Origin of the sequence: Streptomyces sp. NBC_00459 (assembly GCF_036013955.1) — a bacterium.
Taxonomy (GTDB): Bacteria; Actinomycetota; Actinomycetes; order Streptomycetales; family Streptomycetaceae; genus Streptomyces.
In genome coordinates this window covers 5837262-5857765 of record NZ_CP107903.1, presented here as the reverse complement: position 1 = coordinate 5857765, position 20504 = coordinate 5837262, and the positions used below count along the sequence as shown (strand labels likewise).

The 20504-nt window shown below is 70.4% G+C and carries 16 protein-coding genes and 1 tRNA gene; 12 read left to right on the top strand and 5 right to left on the bottom strand.

Annotated features, from left to right (window positions below; translation table 11 throughout):
- Positions 1-100 precede the first annotated feature (100 nt).
- On the top strand, positions 101-1642 hold the full coding sequence (locus tag OHN74_RS25990; RefSeq protein WP_327697007.1) for an MFS transporter: 1542 nt from the start codon (positions 101-103) through the stop codon (positions 1640-1642).
- A 32-nt stretch (positions 1643-1674) separates the two neighbouring features.
- On the opposite strand, the gene OHN74_RS25985 is transcribed toward OHN74_RS25990, so the two are convergent.
- From OHN74_RS25985 to OHN74_RS25975, 3 genes are all read right to left on the bottom strand, one after another.
- Positions 1675-2574 carry a cellulose-binding protein gene (locus OHN74_RS25985; RefSeq protein WP_327697006.1) on the bottom strand — a complete coding sequence of 300 codons (900 nt, stop codon included), beginning with the start codon at positions 2572-2574 and terminating at the stop codon, positions 1675-1677.
- A gap of 176 nt (positions 2575-2750) precedes the next feature.
- On the bottom strand, positions 2751-5669 hold the full coding sequence (locus OHN74_RS25980) for an SUKH-4 family immunity protein (RefSeq protein ID WP_327697005.1): 2919 nt from the start codon (positions 5667-5669) through the stop codon (positions 2751-2753).
- Positions 5670-5677: 8 nt separating this feature from the next.
- Positions 5678-6685: an SMI1/KNR4 family protein gene (locus OHN74_RS25975; protein ID WP_327697004.1), complete on the bottom strand. Its 1008-nt coding sequence runs from the start codon at positions 6683-6685 to the stop codon at positions 5678-5680.
- 343 nt (positions 6686-7028) lie between these two features.
- Here OHN74_RS25975 and OHN74_RS25970 point away from each other — a divergent pair, with 343 nt between their 5' ends.
- On the top strand, positions 7029-7625 hold the full coding sequence (locus tag OHN74_RS25970) for a YwqJ-related putative deaminase (protein WP_327697003.1): 597 nt from the start codon (positions 7029-7031) through the stop codon (positions 7623-7625).
- A gap of 92 nt (positions 7626-7717) precedes the next feature.
- A complete protein-coding gene (locus tag OHN74_RS25965; RefSeq protein ID WP_327700273.1) occupies positions 7718-8212 on the top strand; it encodes an SUKH-3 domain-containing protein in 495 nt (164 codons plus the stop codon).
- A 114-nt stretch (positions 8213-8326) separates the two neighbouring features.
- On the opposite strand, the gene OHN74_RS25960 is transcribed toward OHN74_RS25965, so the two are convergent.
- Positions 8327-9640, bottom strand: a complete 1314-nt coding sequence (locus OHN74_RS25960; protein WP_327697002.1) for a sensor histidine kinase — start codon at positions 9638-9640, stop codon at positions 8327-8329.
- Positions 9641-9818: 178 nt separating this feature from the next.
- Between OHN74_RS25960 and OHN74_RS25955 the strand changes: the two genes are divergently transcribed.
- From OHN74_RS25955 to OHN74_RS25925, 7 genes are all read left to right on the top strand, one after another.
- Complete coding sequence (locus OHN74_RS25955; protein ID WP_327697001.1) at positions 9819-10676, top strand: hypothetical protein; 858 nt, start codon at positions 9819-9821, stop codon at positions 10674-10676.
- A gap of 27 nt (positions 10677-10703) precedes the next feature.
- Positions 10704-10778: transfer RNA gene (locus OHN74_RS25950), tRNA-Gln, on the top strand.
- Between the two features lie 116 nt (positions 10779-10894).
- Positions 10895-12343 (top strand): bifunctional UDP-N-acetylglucosamine diphosphorylase/glucosamine-1-phosphate N-acetyltransferase GlmU, encoded by a 1449-nt coding sequence (gene glmU, locus OHN74_RS25945; protein ID WP_327697000.1) that lies wholly within the window; start codon positions 10895-10897, stop codon positions 12341-12343.
- A gap of 116 nt (positions 12344-12459) precedes the next feature.
- Positions 12460-13443, top strand: a complete 984-nt coding sequence (locus tag OHN74_RS25940) for a ribose-phosphate diphosphokinase (protein WP_327696999.1) — start codon at positions 12460-12462, stop codon at positions 13441-13443.
- Between the two features lie 237 nt (positions 13444-13680).
- Positions 13681-14265, top strand: a complete 585-nt coding sequence (locus OHN74_RS25935; protein WP_327696998.1) for a 50S ribosomal protein L25/general stress protein Ctc — start codon at positions 13681-13683, stop codon at positions 14263-14265.
- 81 nt (positions 14266-14346) lie between these two features.
- Positions 14347-14949 (top strand): aminoacyl-tRNA hydrolase, encoded by a 603-nt coding sequence (gene pth / locus OHN74_RS25930; RefSeq protein ID WP_327696997.1) that lies wholly within the window; start codon positions 14347-14349, stop codon positions 14947-14949.
- Between the two features lie 122 nt (positions 14950-15071).
- Entirely contained in the window at positions 15072-15599 is a 528-nt protein-coding gene (locus OHN74_RS25925) for a hypothetical protein (protein WP_327696996.1), read from the top strand.
- Positions 15600-15728: 129 nt separating this feature from the next.
- Here OHN74_RS25925 and ppc read toward each other — a convergent pair whose 3' ends face one another.
- Positions 15729-18470 carry a phosphoenolpyruvate carboxylase gene (gene ppc, locus OHN74_RS25920; RefSeq protein ID WP_327696995.1) on the bottom strand — a complete coding sequence of 914 codons (2742 nt, stop codon included), beginning with the start codon at positions 18468-18470 and terminating at the stop codon, positions 15729-15731.
- A 323-nt stretch (positions 18471-18793) separates the two neighbouring features.
- Here ppc and OHN74_RS25915 point away from each other — a divergent pair, with 323 nt between their 5' ends.
- Together OHN74_RS25915 and OHN74_RS25910 are read left to right on the top strand one after the other, a co-directional pair.
- On the top strand, positions 18794-19807 hold the full coding sequence (locus OHN74_RS25915) for an acyl-CoA desaturase (protein WP_327696994.1): 1014 nt from the start codon (positions 18794-18796) through the stop codon (positions 19805-19807).
- Positions 19804-20481, top strand: coding sequence for a TetR/AcrR family transcriptional regulator (locus tag OHN74_RS25910; protein WP_327696993.1), 678 nt, complete (start codon positions 19804-19806; stop codon positions 20479-20481). Before OHN74_RS25915 ends, OHN74_RS25910 begins: the two co-directional genes overlap by 4 nt.
- The last annotated feature ends 23 nt before the right edge of the window (positions 20482-20504 follow it).

Genomic DNA, 20504 nt, shown 5'->3' with positions numbered 1-20504 from the left:
CGGTGGAGCGGGTCTCGGGGTTGCTCCACCCTCCGCCCCGGCCACGCTCCACCCTCCCGCCGTGTGAGGGGCAAGTGGCAGAGTGGTCGCCGACAGATAGATGCAGGGGGAAAGGAACCCGGTGGGGAGAAGCAGCCGCCGTACGAAACCCGCGGTACCCGCGACACCCGGCGCTGCGCAGCACACCGGGACCGACAAGCGAGGGGCTGTCGTCGCGGCCCTGATGCTCGCGATGGCGCTGGCCGCGCTCGACTCCACCATCGTGGCGACCGCCGTACCGCAGATCGTCGGCGACCTCGGCGGCTTCTCCGTCTTCTCCTGGCTGTTCTCGGGCTATCTGCTGGCCGTCACGGTCACCCTCCCGGTGTACGGCAAGCTCTCCGACACCTTCGGCCGCAAGCCGGTCCTGATAGCGGGCGCGGCCCTGTTCCTCCTCGGTTCCCTCCTCTGCGCGCTGGCCTGGAACATGGGCGCGCTGATCGCGTTCCGGATCGTCCAGGGTCTGGGCGGCGGCGCCATCCAGGGCACGGTCCAGACACTGGCCGCCGACCTCTATCCGCTGGAGCAACGCCCCAAGATCCAGGCCAAGTTGTCGACCGTATGGGCAACCGCGGCGGTGGCGGGCCCCGCCCTGGGCGGAGTTCTGGCGGCCTACGCCGGCTGGCGCTGGATCTTCCTCGTCAACCTCCCCGTCGGCGCGGTGGCGATGTGGCTGCTGGCCCGCCACCTCCACGAACCGCAGCGCGACACCTCCGGCCCCCGCGCGCGCATCGACTGGGCGGGCGCGCTCGCGGTGTTCGCGTGCGGCGGCGTCCTCCTGACGGCCCTCGTCCAGGGCGGTGTGGCCTGGCCCTGGCTGTCGCTTCCGTCAACCGCCTTCTTCGGTACGGGACTTGCGCTGGTGTTCCTCGTGGTCGTGATCGAACGCCGGGCGGCCGAGCCGATCATCCCGGGCTGGGTGTGGCGGCGCCCCACGATCGCGGCGGTCAACCTGTCGCTGGGCGCGCTGGGCCTGCTGATGGTGGCCCCGACGGTGTTCCTGCCGACGTACGCCCAGTCGGTGCTGGGCCTCGCCCCGATCGCCGCCGGATTCGTGCTGTCCGTATGGACGTTGAGCTGGCCGGTGTCGGCGGCGCTGAGCCAGCACGTGTACCGCAGGATCGGCTTCCGGAACACGGCGATGCTCGGCATCGGCGCGGCGACCCTGATCCTGCTGGCGTTCCCCTTCCTCCCGTACCCGGGCTCCGCCTGGCAGCCCACGCTCCTGATGCTGCTGCTCGGCGGCGCCCTGGGGCTCTTCCAACTCCCCCTGATAGTGGGCGTCCAGTCGACGGTCGGCTGGTCGGAACGCGGCACGGCGACGGCGTCGGTGCTCTTCTGCCGCCAGACCGGCCAGACGATCGGCGCCGCCCTGTTCGGCGCGGTGGCCAACGGCGTACTGGCGTCCCGGCTGGGCGGCGCGAGCGACCTCGACTCGGTGACGCGGGCGCTGGGCGCGGGTGCCGCACCGGAGGCGACCCGCCGGGCGATCGCGGACGCGGTGCACGCGGTGTACTTCGGAGCGGCGGGAGCGGCGGCACTGGCGTTCGTGGCGCTGCTGGTACTGGCGCCGCGCCGCTTCCCGGTCCTCGACAGCCCGTAGTAGCCGTCGTCAGCAGGCGCCCTGCGCGGCGCTCACTCGGCCGCCGCCCGCCCCGTGAGCGCGGTCAGGCTGCTGCGTACGTGGTCCATATGGGCCTGGACGTCGTCCCACTCCTCGCCGTGCTCCCGCAGCACCCGCTCGGTCTCGCGGGCGATGCGGTCCTCCAGGACCCGGGCCTCGGCGAGGAGTTCGGCGGCGCGAACCCGCGCGTCCTCGTCGCTCCGCCGGACCGACTCCTCGGCATCCGCGAAGGCCCGCTTCGCCTCGGACAGCACGGCCTCGGCAGCCGTCACCCGCTCCATGTGCCGCTTCTCCAGGGCGACTTCGCGCTCGGCGGTGATCCGTTCCGCCTCGGCCCACCGCTCGGCGTACTCCTTCTCCTGCTCGGCGAGCAGCCCGGAGGTCCGCAACCGCATCTCACGCAGCGCGGCCAGCGCCTCCCCCCGCCCCTCCTTGACCTCCCTGCGGGCGCCGATCCGGATCTCGTCGGCCTCCGCACGGGCGGCGAGCAGCCGATGCCCGGCACGCTCCTCGGCCTCGCCGCGTACGGCCTCGGCGGCGGCCTCCGCCGCCTCCCGCAGGGCGTCCGCCCGGGCCTCGGCATCCGCGACCAGGTGCCGCGCCTCGCTCCGCCCCCGCTCCCGGACCGCACCGGCCTCCTCGGCACCCAACTCCCAGAGCCGCCGGGCGCGTTCACCGAGACTCTCGTACGTCTGCGGGGCGAGCCGCGCGACGGCCTCCCGCAGCCGCCCCGACTCCGTCTCCATCTCCCTGGCCAGTACGGTCAGCCGCGCGGCCCGCTCCCAGGCGGCGTCCCGTTCCGCGGAGAGCGCGGCGGCATACGCGTCGACCTGATCGGGCCGGTAACCGCGCCCCCGTCCCGCCCCGAAACCGGCCACGAAACCGTGCGACGACATCGCTGCGCTGCTCATCCTGCGACCCCTCTCCGCGTACGACGTAATGATTTCGCGCACATCTTGATGGATTGGGATGAAATGTGCCTAACGCGACACTCCGGGCCGGGTCACGGCCTGTACGAGCTCTCGGTACACGGAAGGGGGTGGGTGGCCGTGCGGCCACCCACCCCCTTCCTCCTCTGCTCAGCAGGTCAGAGCAACCCGTCCCACATCTCCTCCAGCAGCACCGACCACCAGCTCTCCGGGGAGCCGAGCGCCGCCGGATCGAGGGAGGCGAGCTGGGCCTGGAAATCGACCGTCCAGCGGCCCGCCTGCTCCTGGTTGAGGCCGTAGCGCAACCGCCACATACGGCCGAGCAGCGCGAGACACCGCGCGAACTCGGGCAGCCCCGTGTTCACGAACTGCGGCGGTACGGGTGCTCCGCCCGGCCCCGCCTCCACGGGCACCGCGACGATGTTCGCCGTCCCGTACTGCACACAGATCGCCTTGCCGAAGTCGCTGCCCATGACGAGATACGACCCGGCGTCCGCCGCCGGCCGCACCCCCCGCTCCTGCGCCAGCTCGGCGAGGGTCGGCACCGGCCGCCCCGGCTGGGCCTGCGCCCAGAAGAACGGCCCCATGTCGGCGGGCAGCCCGGCCACGACCAGGGTGTGCGCCACGATCGGCGGCACCCCCTGCCGCGACACCGCCGCCTGGTCGAACCGGAACACCCCGGGTCCGAACGCGGCGGCCATCTCCTGGGCGACCGCCTCCGGCGGGATCGGCGGCGCGGGCTGCACGGGCGGCAGCGGCGTACGCACCGGCCCCGGACGGGCCGGACCATCCGCCACCTGATGCAACTCACCCTGGTGCGCCAGGAGTTGGGCCATGCCCTGCTGACGGCTCGCGTGATCGGTGCCGTACGGCGCGATGCTCGTGATCCGGGCGTTCGGCCACTGCTCTCGGATCATGCGGGCGCAGTAGGCACCCGGCAGTTCACAGCTCTCCAACTCGGTGTGGAGTTCGAGGACCTGGTCCGGCGGGATGTTCATCGCCCGCAGCTCATGGAAGATCTGCCACTCCGGATGCGGCGTCCCGGGCGCGGACCGCCGGATCACCTGCTGCTCGGACCCGTCGGGCGCCCGGTAACGAAGAACGGCCTGATAGCCGGGCCCGACCGTGGGCTGCCCGGGCGGCGGGTAGCCGTAGGAAGGGGCCTGGGGGGCGGGCGGCGGCGCGGAGAGACCCGGGGCAGGCGGCGGCGGAAACCCGGGGACGTGCGCCGACTGGACGGGCGCCGCGAGCCCGGGAACGGCCTGACCACCCGGCGCGGGCACACCGGGCGCCGGCCGGCCGCCGGGGGGCGGGGGCATCGCGCCAGGGGGCATGGGGTGCTGGGGAGCGCCGGGGGGCGTGCCGTGAGTGCCGGGGAAACCGGGAGCACCCGATCCACCAGCAGTGCCCGGACCTCCCGGACCGCCTGGTACACCGACGGCCGGGGGCGGCGGGGGCATGCCGGGACCGCCGACCGGAGGACCGGCCAGCATGGTCTCGGCGTGATGCACCGCACCGGGAGCACCGGGAGCGGACGGAACGCCCGGCGCACCGGGCACGCCGGGGGCACCCGGAGGCTGGGGAGCACCCGGTACGCCCGGCGGCCGGGGTGCGTTGGGGGCGCCGCCCTGATGAGGGTCGGCGAACATGGTCGCGGCCTGGTGGACACCGTCCGGCGGGGTACCCCCGGGCGAGTGGGGAACGCCCGGTCGGTTCGGCCCGCCAGTGGCACCTGGGGTGCCGGGCGGACCCGGAGGCAACGGAGCGCCAGGCGGATTCGGCGCGCCGGGAGGCTGCGGAGCACCGGACACACCGAGCCGACCGGCCCCACCCGGGGCACCCGGAGCGCCAGGCGCACCCGGGCCCCGGCCCGCACCCGGAACCCCGGGAGCCGCCGGAGGCTGGGGCGCACCGGGACCGCCGGGACCGGAGAACATCGTCGCGGCCTGGTGAACGCCCCCAGGCGGCGCCCCCGCAGGCGAGTTGGGAGCACCGGGCGGATTCGGAGCACCCGGGACGCCCGGAGCACTCGGAGCACCCGGCCGATCCAGACCGCCAGGCGGGGGCGGACCGCCGGCCGGATTCGCACCGTCGAGCCCATCAGGCCCCAGCGCCGACACGAACTGCGTAGGCACATATCCCCCCGCAGGACCAGGACCCGGCGGCGGGGAAGGCGGCGCAACTCCCGGACGCGCGCCCGGAGTTCCCGGCGCACCCGGGGGAGGCGGGGCGCTCGCGCCCCGGGCACCGCGCGGCGGCGGCGCCTTGCTGGTCGCCGCGTCCGCGATCTCGCCCGCGTTGGGCGCGAGCGCCCGCCCCGGAGAGTTGGGCACACCGGGCGCACCCTGCGGGTACCCGTACGAGGGGCCACCGGCCCTCTGCGGATACCCGTACCCCGGAGCACCCGAAGTCCCGGGAGCGCCCGGACCGCCGTTGAAGGCGTCCCGGGGACGCGGGACGTCGTCCCGGTCCTCGTCACCCAGTTGCGGCGCGAACACGGTCGCCGGAAGCGGCACGGAACGGTCCTCGCCCGCGTCCACACTCGTCGTGTCGGTCCCGGTCCACGGCGTGGCACCCACAGGCGGCACCGCGTCCACCGGCCCCCCGCCCGAAGAAGCCACGGGAACCGGGGGAGCCGGGGGAGCGGCCGAAGCCGCACCGCCACCCGAGGTGCCGGAACCCGAAGCCGCCCGCCGATCAGAAATCCCCAGCTTGTCCGCCGCCTCCTGCAACCACTCCGGCGGAGTCAGCAGGAACGACGTCTGGTTCAGGTCGACCCGCGCCGGAGGCGCCGGTACCGCGTCCTCGACCGAGGCCGCACGGCCGTACTGCTCCTCGTACCGGCGGATCACCTCGCCGACCGGCAGGGCGGGCCACAGAGTGGCCTCACCACTGTCCCGGGCAAGGACCAGCCGCTGCGCACCGCCGTCCGAACGCGGACCCTCCGCGCGGTCCTCCGCCCAGACCACGAACCCGAGCTCGAACTCCCGCACCCGCACCTCCCGGTGCTGATACGACGGCACATCCCCGTTGACCCATTCCTCGGCGCGCTCCTGCGCCTGCGCGAAAGTCACCATCGGTCAGCTCACTCCCCCACCGAAGACGCCGAAGACGCCCCGGAAGCCGGCACCGCACGCGCGAAACCGCCGTCCACCATCAGGTTCGCCACCGTCTCCAGCTCCGGCGGATTGCCGGCGAGCCGGGACAGGAACTGGTCGAAGTCGTCGCCGCACGGCAGCAGCAGCCGCTGCACCCGGTCGGCCGGCGGCCACGTCGGATCGACGTCCCGCGCGTCGTCGTACGCGCTGAACCACACCGAACCGAGCCGCTCACCCTTCACCTTCACGGCCAGCAGACCGCCCTGCACGAAACCGACGCACAGATAGTCCTTCGTCAGATGGTCCCGCAGGCACTTGTTGACGTACACCAGGTCGTTGACCGCCGCCTCGTCCCGCACCGTGAAGAACGGCTGGTCCAGCAGCAGCCCCAGCTCGGCATCGAGCGCCGCACCCACCGGCGCGCACCCGCCCGCCGCCTTCAGGAACGACCGGTACGCCCCCGGCAGCCGGTAACCGAGGTCCTCCTCGACGCCCTGCACCTGCAACTCGGTCACCGCCACCGCCGACCTCGGCAGCGCGAAGTGCGCCGGCCGCGTCTCCTGCAACGGCCGCGTACCACGCTTGTGCTGGTCGACGGCCGACGTCGCGATCCCGCCGTGATGCCGCAGCAGCGCCTTCACCTCGACCGGGACGAGCTCCAGTCGCCGCCCGCCCGGTACGTGGTGCCAGGTCCAGCCGTGCGGAGTCGCCACCGCCGGAACCGTGTCCCACAACTCGTGCCCCGACGCGGCCAGCGCCGCGTTCGCCGACACGTAGTCCGTCAGCCGCAATTCGTCGACACCGAAGCCCTCGGGCGGCTCGGCGATCTCCGCCGCCGCACGCGCGTAGAGCGAGAAGTCCGGATAGCCGTGTTCGTCGACCCGCACCCCTCTGGGATGCCGAGTGGCCCGTACCGGATCCGGGAAGTGCACGACCTGCCCGGCATAGGCCGCGTTCGGCGGCACGGCTCGCTGCCCGAGCCGACCTGTCGTCATGGCGGTTGCCCCCTGCGGCGTCCTGTAAGGCCTGTACATCAGTACGACCCGTACGTCTGTCACATCACATCACGACACATCACCCCGTCCCGCCTGTCAGCACATCAGTGCGGACAGCAACCCGGACGGCGCTGCGGATCGCGGCTGCCCGACAGCCTATGCGGTACGCCGACACCGGTCACCGGCACCAGCCACCGGCCCCCGCGTTCCGTGACCTGCCGTCACCCTGCCGTGACGGTGCGGCGAAGCCCGGGCGTGTCACACCGCCCCAGCTACCGCTCCAGGCACGCCATTTGGCACTCTGTGTCCGCCGAGGGGTTTCACGGGGGAGGCACCGGAGGGGATGACGATCATGAACGCGACACAGACGGGGACAGAAACAGGAAGGCCGACAGGACGGCCGACGCAGGGCACCACAGGAACACCCACACCCGCAATGCCCGGCACGACCGGCAGACCCGGCGGCGACCCACGCGTCGGCTGGAGCGCCGACGAGCCACCCCGCGCACCCACCCTCCGCCACCGCCGCGACGGCATACTCCCGACCGTCGCCGCCGCCCTCTCCGTACGCGGCGCGACCCTCACCGGCACAGCCGCACGCGGCGACCAGCCACCCACCCTGCACCCACTCGTCCAGGACTTCCTCGACACCCTCGCCAGCACCCAACGCGACCGATCCACCGGCCGCTGCGCCGAAGCACTCCTCATATCCCGGCAGATCACCGTCGCCGACGAGGCCCGCAGCCGACGCGCCGCCCGCAAACCCATGACCAACGGCGAAGCCCGCAGAGCACTCAAACAAGCCAAACTCACCACCCGCCGCATCCGCGAGGACGGCGACCCCCTCCACGGCAGCTTCGCCGCACCCTGCCGCTCCTGCACAGCGCTCAGCGCCCACTTCGGCGTCCGCATAGTCGACTCGTCGGCCCCCACCGACTGACGCCCCCACCCCACCCCCAGGCCCCACCGCACGACGGCGCCGCACCAGGCACGCGCTCGCGCCGGTCCATGACCTCGACGATCGAAGGGCAGATGCACACCGACCGCACCTCCACCACCCGCTTCCCCGTGGCCGTCGACGCCGCACTGCGCGCCGCCGGATGGCAACCCGGCCGCTGGGACATAAAACAGGCCGAGATCTGGGCCGACACCCTGCGCGGCCACACCTCCCCCGCCGGACACCGCCACGCGGTCTTCCCGGCCGCCGTGGAAGCCTGGGCCGAATTCGGCGGCCTGCACATCACACCCCCCGGCACCGGCCGCCAGGTCGCCCCCACCGCCCTGCACCTCGACCCCCTGCACGGCCTCCACATGGCCCGCACCCTCGCCGACCTCGGCCGCGCCCTCGACACCGAGGTCTGCCCCCTCGGCGAGGAACCCGAGACCCAGTCCCTGCTGGCCATCGACACAGCCGGCCGCGTCTACGCCCTCGACCACACCGGCGACTGGTACCTCGGCGCCGACGTCGACCAGGCCCTCGCCACCCTGGTCACCGGCCTGGAACCGGTCCGCCTGACACCTCCCTGAGCCCCGCCCGCCGGGCCAGGTCGGGTACGCGACGCGCCCCGACAGAGGCGCGGAGAACTGCGCGACCAGCCCCCACCGGACCCGCAGCCAAAGAACCGCACAACCAGCGGAGCGTCACGTCGGAATGACCGCCGACACCCGAAACCCCCCGGCCTCCGTCGGCCCGGACACGAAAACCCCGCCCAACGCGGCAACCCGCTCCTTCATCCCGAGCAGACCATTGCCACCGGACGGAAACCGCACCGACGAGCCCGACGACGGCTCGGGCGGCGGCTCGTTCTCCACCTGCATCGCGATCTCGTCACCCCGATGAGCCAGCCGTACATGCGTCTTCGCACCCGCCGCGTGCTTGTGAACGTTCGTCAACGCCTCCTGCACCACCCGATACGCGGTCTGCTCCACCATCGCCCCGTACAACCGCACCTCCCCCTCGACCGACAGCGCGACGACCATCCCGGCAGCCGCCGACTGCCCGACCAACTCCTCCAACTCGGACAGACACGGCCCGTCCCCCGCCCCCTCACCACCCTCCGCAGCACGAGAGGCAGCCACCGCCGCGGCCACACCCACCGCCGCCAACGGCACACCCTGCACCCGCCGCTCCAGCCCGTCCCCCGACCGCAGCACCCCGAGCATCTCCCGCAACTCGGTCAACGCCTGCCGCCCCATGTCCCCCACCAGAGCGGCATTGCGCACAGCCTTCTCCGGATCCTTGCGCGCGACCGCCTGCAGAGCCGCCGCATGCACCACCATCAAACTCACCCGGTGGGCCACCACGTCATGCATCTCACGGGCGATCCGCGTCCGCTCCTCGTTCCGCGCCCACTCCGCCCGCTCCTCGGCCCGCTCGGCCAGCAACTGAAGCTCCCGCTCCAGACTGTCGGCCCGCTCCCGAAGGCTCTCCATCAACCGCCGCCGAGCACCCACATACAGCCCGAGAAGCAACGGCGGCGCGGTGACACCCAGCGACGTGGTGATGGCGACGACAGGAACCAGCCAGTCCCCGATCTTCAGACTCCCGTCCGCCATGTCCTGATGCGACCGCACGAACGTCACGATCAGCGTCCCCACCATCGCCATCCCCGCCAACGCCCCGATGATCCGCCGGGGCAGCTCGGAGGCGGCGAGCGTGTACAGCCCGACGATGCCCATCAGATAGCCCATCTGGGCCGGCGCGACGGCGATCGACACCAGCACGACAGCGATCGGCCACCGCCGCCGCAACACCAGCACGGACCCGGCCACAAGCCCGAACACGATCCCCGCCGCCGCCGGGATCCCCGCCTCCCCGGCGAACCGGACCCCCTCCGCCGCACACTCCCCGGCGGACAGCACCGCGAGACCCACGTCAAACGCCGCACTGCGCCACCGGGCCCACCACAACGGCCCGGTCAGGGCCGCGGCGTGGTCTTCCCCCGTAGTGGTCATGCGTCCAGCCTACGGGCGCCACCCCCCGCTTTTCCGGCGAGTTTCGACGACCGGCCTACACCACACAGCCCGCCGTGACCACAATCGAACAGAAGCGAAACCCACCAGAATCCCTCGAACTGCTGAATCGCGCACCGTTCGACCCCGGAAGCGGTGATTCCACCCCGAGGGTTTGCCCATGGAACATGCATGTGGCAAGTACGCGGATTTCGAGGGACTGCGGGAGCGGGCGCTGGCGTTGCGGCGAGAGGGCCTGAGCCTTCGGCAGATCCGCGACGAGCTCCAGGTCCACAACAAGGAGGTCCTGCAGCGCCTCGTCGAGGGCGAACCTCCTCCGGAGTGGACGAAGCGCCCGCGAGCGAAGGACGACCTCCGCGAGAGGGCGCGGGAACTGCGGAAGCAGGGCTGGACCTACAACCGGATCCAGGCGGAACTGGGGTGTTCGAAGAGTTCGGTTTCACTTTGGGTGCGGGATCTGCCGCATCCGGAGCCCAAGTGCACACCGAAGGAGCAGCGGGAGCGGATGAACGCGGGGCTCGCTCGGCTGCAAGCCTCCCGACAGCAGGAGCGTGACGCCACGAAGCAGGCAGCAGCGACAGCCGTCGGTGAACTGTCGGATCGCGAGTTGTTCCTTACAGGTGTCGCCCTCTACTGGGCCGAGGGGACCAAGGACAAGCCACACGCTCGCCGCGAGTGTGTGGAGTTCGTCAACAGCGACCCCGGAATGATCAGAGTCTTCCTCGCCTGGCTCGACCTGCTTGAGGTAAGTCGGGAACGGCTGCATTGTCGCGTCATGATTCACGAGTCTGCCGACGTCGTCGCCGCCGAACGCCACTGGGCCGACCTCATCGGAATGGACCCGTCAGCCCTGGGCAGGACGATCCTCAAGAAGCACAATCCCTCGACCGTTCGCAAGAACACGGGAGACTCCTACCGAGGGTGCCTCGGCATCAGGGTGCGACAAGGAGCAGATCTGTACCGTCGCATCGAGGGTGCCTGGTACGGCATAGTGGTGGGTGCCAATTCGGCGACCTGACCAAATGTCCGGTTTAGTCGAATTTATTCCCCTGTGGTGTAATTGGCAGCACTGTGGCTTTTGGTGCCATATGTCCGGGTTCAAGTCCTGGCAGGGGAGCCATACTCGGTTCGGGTCCTGACAGTCCAGTCAGGACCCTTACTCATGTCCCCCACGAAACGCCCCGGTATCCTGCGGATGTCACCCCCGCCCCCCTCCGCAGCCGAAGGGCACAACCCGTGAGCGCCAATCGCCCCGCCGCCGTAGTCGTACTCGCAGCGGGTGAGGGCACCCGTATGAAGTCGGCCACACCCAAGGTCCTGCACGAGCTCTGCGGCCGTTCCCTCGTGGGGCATGTGCTCGCCGCCGCAGGCGAGTTGGACCCCGAGAACCTGGTCGTCGTCGTGGGGCACGCCCGTGAGAAGGTCACCGCCCATCTGACGGAGGCCGACGCCGCTGTCCGTACCGCCTTCCAGGCGCAGCAGAACGGCACCGGTCACGCCGTACGCATGGGGCTCGAAGAGCTGGGTGGGACCGTCGACGGGACCGTGGTGGTCGTCTGTGGCGACACCCCGCTGCTCACCGGGGCGACCCTGCGCGCGCTCGCCGCCACGCATGCCGCCGACGGCAATGCCGTGACCGTGCTGACCGCCGAGGTGCCGGACGCGACGGGGTACGGGCGGATCGTGCGGGACGGTGCCTCCGGGGCGGTCACCGCCATCGTCGAGCACAAGGACGCGAGTGACTCGCAGCGGGCGATCCGTGAGATCAACTCCGGTGTGTTCGCCTTCGACGGGCAGTTGCTCGCGGACGCGCTGGGGAAGGTGCGGACGGACAACAGTCAGGGCGAGGAGTACCTCACCGACGTGCTCGGGATCCTGCGTGAGGCCGGGCATCGGGTGGGGGCGTCCGTGGCCGCCGATCATCGTGAGATCGCCGGGATCAACAACCGTGTGCAGCTGGCCGAGGCGCGTCGGATCCTGAACGAGCGGTTGCTGACCGAGGCCATGCTCGCGGGTGTGAGCGTGATCGATCCGGCCAGTACGTGGGTCGATGTGACGGTCACGTTCGAGCAGGATTCCGTCGTCCATCCGAACACCCTGCTCCAGGGCGCGACCCACCTCGCCGAGGGTGCCGAGGTCGGGCCGAACTCGCGGCTCAAGGACACCCGGGTGGGGGCGGGCGCGCGGTTGGACAACACCGTGGCCGATGGTGCCGTGGTGGGGGCGGGGGCGATTGTGGGGCCGTACGCGTATCTGCGTCCCGGGACCCGCCTCGGAGTGAAGTCCAAGATCGGTACGTACGTGGAGACGAAGAACACGTCGATCGGTGACGGGACGAAGGTGCCGCATCTGTCGTATGTCGGGGACGCGACGATCGGTGAGTACACGAACATCGGTGCCGCGAGTGTGTTCGTGAACTACGACGGGCAGGACAAGCATCACACCGTTGTCGGGTCGCACTGCAAGACGGGTTCGGACAACATGTTTGTGGCGCCTGTCACGGTCGGGGACGGTGCTTACACCGCGGCCGGCTCGGTGATCACGAAGGATGTACCGCCCGGTTCGTTGGCCGTGGCCCGGGGCCAGCAGCGGAATATCGAGGGTTGGGTGGCTCGTAAGCGTCCGGGAAGTGCGGCGGCGAGGGCGGCCGAGGCGGCTTCCCGGGAGCCGGGCGGCGAAAGCTGACCGGAAACGGTCCGGTCCGACTCGGGCTACCGTGATAGATGCACACCCGCACACCCCCAGCTGAGCAGGCCTGCCAGGGCTGATCACGGCTGAGACACCTCCGAGGAGACAGTGCTGTGACCGGGACCAAGACGACCGGCGAGAAGAAGAAGATGATGTTCTTCTCCGGCCGCGCCCACCCCGAGCTTGCCGAGGAGGTCGCCCAGCAGTTGGGGGTCGGGGTTGTCCCGACGAAGGCCTTCGACTTCGCGAACGGTGAGATCTACGTCCGTTACGAGGAGTCGGCGCGTGGCGCGGACTGCTTTGTGATCCAGAGCCACACGGCTCCGATCAACCAGTGGATCATGGAGCAGTTGATCATGATCGACGCGTTGAAGCGTGCGTCGGCTCGTTCCATCACCGTGATCGTGCCGTTCTACGGTTACGCGCGGCAGGACAAGAAGCACCGTGGGCGTGAACCGATCTCGGCGCGTCTGGTCGCGGACCTGATGGCGACGGCGGGTGCGGACCGCATTCTGACCGTGGATCTGCACACGGACCAGATCCAGGGCTTCTTCGACGGCCCGGTGGATCATCTGTTCGCGCTTCCGTTGCTCGCGGACTACGTGGGCGACAAGGTGGACAAGGGCAAGCTGACCGTCGTCTCGCCGGACGCGGGCCGGGTGCGGGTGGCCGACCGCTGGTGCGACCGTCTCGGTGCGCCGCTGGCGATCGTGCACAAGCGGCGTGACAAGGACGTGGCGAACCAGGTGACCGTCCACGAGGTCGTGGGTGAGGTCAAGGGTCGTGTGTGTGTTCTCGTCGACGACATGATCGACACCGGTGGGACGATCTGTGCCGCGGCGGACGCGTTGTTCGCGCACGGTGCGGAGGATGTCATCGTGACGGCGACGCACGGTGTGCTGTCGGGTCCGGCGGCGGACCGGCTGAAGAACTCGCGGGTGAGTGAGTTCATCTTCACGAACACGCTGCCGACGCCGGGTGAGCTGAGTGCCGACCTGGACAAGATCAAGGTGCTGTCGATCGCGCCGACCATCGCGAGTGCGGTGCGTGAGGTGTTCGAGGACGGTTCGGTGACGAGTCTGTTCGACGAGCAGTAGGTCGGGTCAGGTCTTTCACCTGCGGGTTTCTTACCCGTCAGATCTGCCGAATCGCTTCTGCAAGATCAACTTTTCTGCGGCCTCCCCTGCCGAGTACTCTGTTGGAGTTGCTCGGCGAGGGAGGCCGTACCCGTGTTCGTTCACGGGCCGGTGATCCGTTATCGACGCGCTCTTCGTAGCAGGCCGTTCGTGGCCGGGTGACCTGTCCGTCTCTCACCCGTACGAGGAGTGAAAAGCATGTCCGACGTCAAGCTCACCGCCGAGACCCGCACCGAGTTCGGCAAGGGCGCCGCCCGCCGGATCCGCCGCGAGGCCAAGGTTCCCGCGGTCGTCTACGGCCACGGTGCCGAGCCCGTCCACATCACGCTGCCAGGCCACGAGCTCCAGCTCGCCCTGCGTACGCCGAACGTCCTGCTCACCCTGGACATCGAGGGCCGCACCGCGCTGGCGATCCCGAAGGCCGTGCAGCGCGACCCGCTGAAGGGCTACCTGGAGCACGTCGACCTGCTCACCGTGAAGAGCGGCGAGAAGGTCACCGTCGAGGTCTACGTCCACACCGAGGGCGACCTGGCCCCCGGCGCCTACCTGCTCGAGCACGTGCTGAGCACGCTGACCGTCGAGGCCGAGGCCACGCACATCCCCGAGTCCGTCACCGTGTCCATCGCGGGCCTGGAGGCCGGTGCCTCCATCCTGGCCAAGGACATCCCGCTGCCCAAGGGCACCACGCTGGCGATCGACGAGGACGCGGTCGTCCTCCAGGTCCTGGCCGCCCAGGCGGAGGAAGCCGCCGCGGACGACGAAGCGGCGACCACCGAGGCCTGATTTTCCCCGGAGTGCCAGTCCGTCGGCCGCCGTTCCCACCAGGGGCGGCGGCCGACGCGTATCGAGACGCATCAAGGAGAGATGGACGTGACGACCGACGCGGGCGGCCCCTGGCTGATCGTGGGGCTCGGCAATCCCGGGCCGGAGTACGCGATGAACCGGCACAACGTGGGGTTCATGGTGGCCGACCTGCTGGCGGAGCGGATCGGCGGGAAGTTCAAGCGGGCCGGGAAGGCGCAGGCGCAGGTCGTCGAGGGGCGTGTCGGGCCGCCCGGACCGGCGAGCCGTCGGGTGGTCCTGGTGAAGCCGACGTCGTACATGAACCTGTCGGGCGGGCCGGTGAACGCGCTGCGCGAGTTCTACAAGGTGCCGCTCGACCGTGTCGTGGCGGTCCACGACGAGCTGGACATCGACTACGGGGTGCTGCGGCTGAAGCTGGGCGGCGGGGACAACGGCCACAACGGTCTGAAGTCGATGACGAAGGCGATGGGCCCGGACTACCACCGGGTGCGGTTCGGGATCGGGCGTCCGCCGGGCCGTATGCAGGTGGCCGATTTCGTGCTGAAGGACTTCTCGTCGGCGGAGCGCAAGGAGCTGGCCTACTTCGTGGACCGGGCGACGGACGCGGTGGAGTCCTTGCTGACCGAGGGCCTGGAGCGGGCGCAGAGCGCGTACAACTCCTGAGGTCCTACGGGAACTCCTGAGGATTTGCTGTGAACTCCCGAGGTGGGAGGGCGGCCGGGGATTCGTACGTACAACTCCTGACTTTGTCGGGCAGGAGTTGACCGATCGCCCGACCATGGCCAATGATCCCGGCCATGCCAGCCACCGCCCACCGGCGCAAGTCCGCCCCCGCCACGCTGCGGTTCGGGCGCCTCGGGCGTCTCGGGCGTCTCGGGCGGTTCGCGGTGATGGGTACGGTCGCCGCGCTGATCCTGATCGCGGGTGTGTGGGCCTCCTGGGGGTCGGCCCAGCACGTGATGCTCAGCAAGGGGCGCGAGCAGGGCACGATGACCGTGTCGGGGTGCGAGGACGGTGTCTGCACGGGGTCGTACCGGCCGGTTTCGGTGGGGTCGACGGCGCGAGGCCGGGTTGTGCTGGACCAGTCGGTCGGGGTCAGCGAGGGCGAGACGTACACCGTGGTCGTGAAGCCCGGCAGCCGTGATGTGGTGCGGTCGGGGCCGGCCGGTTTCCTGTACGCCTGGGTGCCGCTGGGCGGCGCGCTGCTGCTCGCGTCGGTCGTGGTGGCGGGCGGGCTGGGGCTGACGCGGACCGGGTGGGCGCTGGCCGGGAGTGGTCTGGCGCTGGTGACGGCGGCCTGGGTGGCGTTGTGAACGTCGGGGCCCTTGGCTCTGTCCCGCCTGGTGACGACGTGGCGACCGATGTGACGATGTGACGACGTGAGGGTGCCCTCGTACGCGTGATCGTGCGTACGAGGGCACCCTCAGCTGTTTTCGCCCGGCTCAGCCGGTGTTGCGCAGGCCTGCCGCCACTCCGTTGACGGTGAGGAGCAGGGCGCGGGCGAGGAGCGGGTCGGGGTCGGCGCCCGCGGCAGCGGCGTCGCGCTGGCGCTTGAGGAGGGTCACCTGGAGGTAGGAGATGGGGTCCAGGTAGGCGTCGCGGACGGTGAAGGTCTGCTTCAGCACGGGGGTGGCGTCGAGGAGTTCGCTTTCGCCGGTGATCTTCAGAACCTCGCGGACGGTGAGCTCGTGCTCGGCCTCGATGTCGGCGAAGACGTGCTGGAGCTCGGCGGGGACGAGGGTCTCGACGTAGTGGCGGGCGATGCGCAGGTCGGTCTTCGCGAGTGTCATCTCGACGTTGGAGATGAAGTTCCGGAAGAAGTGCCACTGTTCGTGCATCTCGTCGAGCACGGTGTCCAGGCCCGCCTCGCGCAGTGCCTTCAGGCCGGAGCCGACGCCGAACCAGCCGGGGACGATCTGCCGGGACTGGGTCCAGCCGAACACCCACGGGATGGCGCGCAGTCCGTCGAGGGAGACGCCCGAGCCGGGGCGGCGGGACGGCCGGGAGCCGAGGTGCAGGTCGGCGAGCTGGTCCACCGGTGTCGACGCGAGGAAGTACGTCGGCAGGTCCGGGTCCTCGACCAGAGACCGGTAGCGGGCGTGGGCCGCGTCGGAGACGAGGTCCATGGCCGCGTCCCAGCGGGCGAGGGACTCGTCGGACTGGCGGGGGGAGGTGTGGAGGGCGGAGGCCTGGAGGGTGGCGGCGACCGTCAGTTCGAGGTTCTCGCGGGCGAGCGAGGGGACCAGGTACTTGTCGGAGATCACCTCGCCCTGTTCGGTGACCTTGATCTCGCCCTCCAGGGTGCCCCAGGGCTGGGCGAGGATCGCGTCGTGCGAGGGACCGCCACCGCGGCCGACGGTGCCGCCGCGGCCGTGGAAGAGCCGCAGCCGCACTCCGTAGCGATGAGCCACGTCACGCAGGCGGCGCTGGGCGCGGTGGATCTCCCACTGGGAGGTGGTGATGCCGCCGAACTTGGAGGAGTCGGAGTAGCCGAGCATGACCTCCTGGACATCGCCCCTGAGCGCGACGAGGCGCCGGTAGGACGGGTCGGAGAGCATGTCCTCCAGGATCGTGTCGGCGGCCTTGAGCTCGTCGGTGGTCTCCAGGAGCGGCACGATGCCGATCTTGGCCCAGCCGGCGTGGAGGTCGATGAGTCCGGCCTCGCGGGCGAGTACGGCGGCGGCGAAGACGTCGTCGGAGCCCTGGCACATCGAGATGATGTACGACTCGATGACCTCGGGTCCGAAGACGGCGAGGGCCTTCTTGACGGTCTCGAACACGCCGAGCGTCTTGGTGCCGGCCGCGTCGAGGGGCGCCGGGGTGGGCGCCAGGGGCCTCCGGGAGCGCAGTTCCTTCGCGAGGAGCTTGTTGCGGTACTCGCGGGGCATGTCCTCGTACCGCCAGGACTCCTCGCCGAGGCGGTCGAAGAGCTGGCCGAGGGTGTGGTGGTGGGCGTCGGCGTGTTCGCGTACGTCCATGGTGGCGAGCTGGAGGCCGAAGGCGGCGAGGGTGCGGATCGTGCGGTCCATGCGGCCGTCGGCGAAGAGGCTGCCGCGGTGTTCGCGCAGGGAGGTCTGGATGAGGGTGAGGTCCGCGAGGAGCTGGCCGGTGCCGAGGTAGTCGCGGCCGGGCTGGTGCGGGGTGTCCTTGGCCAGGCGCTGCTTGGTGTTCTCGAGCTTCTGGCGGATGCAGGTGGCCTTGAGCCGGTAGGGCTCCTCGGCGTTGAGGCGCTTGTAGCGGGGGCTGATCTCGGGCAGGAGTTCGATGTCGGTCCGGAGGGACTCCAGGAGTTCCTCGGTGGCGCCCGTGTAGCGGATCGAGTTGGAGAGGAAGCCGCGCAGCTCGTCGATCAGTTCCAGGGCGTCGTTGATGCCGTGCTCGTGCTGGAGGATCAGGACGTCCCAGGTGACCTGCGGGGTCACGTTGGGGTTGCCGTCGCGGTCGCCGCCGATCCAGGTGCCGAAGGTGAGCGGCCGGGTGTCGTCGGGGAGATGGACGCCGACGCGTTCGAGTTCGGCGGTGAGGTCTTCGAGTACGTCTCCGACGGCGCCGGCGTGCAGTTCGTCGAGGTAGTAGATGGCGTTGCGGGCCTCGTCGGCCGGTTCGGGGCGTACGACGCGCAGTTCGTCCGTCTGCCAGACGAGGTCGATGTTCTCGGCCAGACGGGTGTCGTAGCGGCGGCGGTCCGCCTCGATGACGGGGGTCTCCAGCAGGGCGGCGATGCGGCGCAGCTTGTTGAGGACCGAGCGCCTGGCCGCTTCCGTGGGGTGGGCCGTGAAGACCGGGCGAACGTTGAGGTTCTTGACCGTGGCGCGCAGGTGGTCGGGGTCGGCGTCCTTGAGGCGGTCGGCGGTGCGGGCGAGGAGGCCGCCCTCGGCGGCGCGCTTGGCGCGCAGTTCGCGGCCTCGGTGGACCTGCTCGGTGACGTTGGCGAGGTGGAAGTACGTGGAGAAGGCGCGGACGAGCTTGGCGGCGGTCTCCAGCTCGATGCCACGCAGCAGGTCGGCGGCGGCCTCGCCGTCCTCGCGGGTCAGGTGGCGGACCTTCTCCACGAGTTCCAGCAGCTCAGGGCCCTCCTGGCGGACGAGGGTCTCTCCGAGGAGGTCACCGAGGCGCCGGATGTCGGCGCGCAGTTCGCTGCTGGTCGTAGTGGTGGCCTGGCCATGGTCGTCGGCACTGCTCACAGGTGCGGCTCCTTGCAGTGTGGAGGCTCGGCGGGTGGGTACCCGGCCGGTGTCCGGGCGGTCAGGCCGCCCCGGAACCGGGTTGCCGGGCGGCATAGGGGCGGGGCATCCGGGAAGAAATGGGAGCGGACCGCGCTGTCCGACCGACTCAAGGATAGGTGTCGAGGGGAACGCGCAAAATTTCGGGCTCTTGCCGCCGGGCAACGCGCTGACATACTTACGACGCCGTAGGTTACGCAACCGTAGGGAGCCCGGATCCGAGAACGTTCGCGGATTCCGTACCCCGGCATCTACCGAGACCCACCACCCCCCAGGGGACGCGCATGACCACCTCACCTTCCGATGCGATCGAAGACGCCGGGAAGACGCCCGACGACACCCCAGTGCCCTCGGCCACGCTGGGTGGCGAACAGAAGCGTTCGCTCGAACAGATCACGCTTCTCCTGTTCATCACCGTCCCGTTCCTCGCGGTGCTGGCGGCGGTGCCGCTGGCGTGGGGCTGGGGGGTGAGCTGGCTGGACCTCGGCCTGCTCGTCTTCTTCTACTACCTGGGCTGTCACGGCATCACGATCGGCTTCCACCGCTACTTCACGCACGGGGCCTTCAAGGCCAGGCGACCGCTGCGGATCGCGCTCGCGATCGCCGGTTCGATGGCGGTGGAGGGTCCGCTGGTGCGCTGGGTGGCCGACCATCGCAAGCACCACAAGTTCTCGGACGCGGAGGGTGACCCGCACTCGCCGTGGCGGTTCGGGGAGACGGTCCCGGCGCTGATGCGGGGCCTGTGGTGGGCGCATATCGAGTGGATGTTCGACGAGGAGCAGACCCCGCAGGACAAGTACGCGCCCGATCTGATCAAGGACCCGGACATCCGGGCGATCTCGCGTCAGTTCCTGCTCTGGGCGGGACTGTCCCTGGCTCTCCCCGCGCTGATCGGCGGCCTGGTGACGATGTCCTGGTGGGGCGCCTTCACAGGCTTCTTCTGGGGCTCCCTGGTCCGCGTCTGCCTCCTCCATCACGTCACCTGGTCGATCAACTCGATCTGCCACGCGGTGGGCAAGCGCCCGTTCAAGTCGCGGGACCGCTCGGGGAACGTGTGGTGGCTGGCCGTTCTCTCCTGCGGCGAGTCCTGGCACAACCTGCACCACGCCGACCCGACATCGGCGCGGCACGGTGTGATGCGCGGGCAGATCGACTCCTCGGCGCGGTTGATCCGCTGGTTCGAGAAGCTCGGCTGGGCCTATGACGTGCGCTGGCCGTCACGCTCGCGTATCGATTCCCGTCGAAACACGGATCAGGACGGCTCCCGGCGCAGGAAGGAGCCCGCGAAGGCGGCATGATTGACGGCGTGGTGACCGACTCCAGCAACACCGACAGCAATGAGAAACCGCGGCGCCCCCGCCGCACCCGGATGACGGGTGCCGAGCGCCGGGCCCAGTTGCTGGAGATCGGCCGCACGCTGTTCGCCACGAAGGGCTTCGAGGCCACGTCGGTGGAGGAGATCGCGGCCAAGGCCGGCGTCTCCAAGCCGGTGGTGTACGAGCACTTCGGCGGCAAGGAGGGCCTGTACGCGGTGGTCGTGGACCGCGAGATGCGGCGCCTGCTGGACATGGTGACGAGTTCCCTGACGGCCGGGCATCCCCGCGAGCTGTGCGAACAGGCGGCCTTCGCGCTCCTCGACTACATCGAGGAGTACACGGACGGTTTCCGCATCCTGGTCCGCGACTCCCCCATCCCCCAGTCGACGGGTTCCTTCGCGTCGTTGATCTCGGACATCGCCACGCAGGTGGAGGACATCCTGGGCCGCGAGTTCAAGCGCCGCGGCTTCGACCCCAAGCTGGCCCCGCTGTACGCCCAGGCCCTGGTCGGCATGGTCGCGCTCACCGGCCAGTGGTGGCTGGACGTGCGGCGCCCGAAGAAGGCGGAGGTGGCGGCGCATCTGGTGAACCTGGCGTGGCACGGGCTGGACGGGCTGGAGGCGAAGCCGCGGTTGATAGGGCGACGGAAAAGCTGAATGAACATTCCTCTAGATTCACC

Bases quoted from the DNA above. Each gene is read 5' to 3' on its own strand.
- OHN74_RS25985 (WP_327697006.1), bottom strand. From the start codon at position 2,574: ATGAGCAGCGCAGCGATGTCGTCGCACGGTTTCGTGGCCGGTTTCGGG.
- OHN74_RS25980 (WP_327697005.1), bottom strand. From the start codon at position 5,669: ATGGTGACTTTCGCGCAGGCGCAGGAGCGCGCCGAGGAATGGGTCAAC.
- pth (WP_327696997.1), top strand. From the start codon at position 14,347: ATGGACGTGACGACCGACGCGGGCGGCCCCTGGCTGATCGTGGGGCTC.
- OHN74_RS25970 (WP_327697003.1), top strand. From the start codon at position 7,029: ATGACGATCATGAACGCGACACAGACGGGGACAGAAACAGGAAGGCCG.
- OHN74_RS25990 (WP_327697007.1), top strand. From the start codon at position 101: ATGCAGGGGGAAAGGAACCCGGTGGGGAGAAGCAGCCGCCGTACGAAA.
- OHN74_RS25955 (WP_327697001.1), top strand. From the start codon at position 9,819: ATGGAACATGCATGTGGCAAGTACGCGGATTTCGAGGGACTGCGGGAG.
- OHN74_RS25965 (WP_327700273.1), top strand. From the start codon at position 7,718: ATGCACACCGACCGCACCTCCACCACCCGCTTCCCCGTGGCCGTCGAC.
- OHN74_RS25960 (WP_327697002.1), bottom strand. From the start codon at position 9,640: ATGACCACTACGGGGGAAGACCACGCCGCGGCCCTGACCGGGCCGTTG.
- OHN74_RS25915 (WP_327696994.1), top strand. From the start codon at position 18,794: ATGACCACCTCACCTTCCGATGCGATCGAAGACGCCGGGAAGACGCCC.
- OHN74_RS25910 (WP_327696993.1), top strand. From the start codon at position 19,804: ATGATTGACGGCGTGGTGACCGACTCCAGCAACACCGACAGCAATGAG.
- OHN74_RS25975 (WP_327697004.1), bottom strand. From the start codon at position 6,685: ATGACGACAGGTCGGCTCGGGCAGCGAGCCGTGCCGCCGAACGCGGCC.
- OHN74_RS25935 (WP_327696998.1), top strand. From the start codon at position 13,681: ATGTCCGACGTCAAGCTCACCGCCGAGACCCGCACCGAGTTCGGCAAG.
- OHN74_RS25925 (WP_327696996.1), top strand. From the start codon at position 15,072: ATGATCCCGGCCATGCCAGCCACCGCCCACCGGCGCAAGTCCGCCCCC.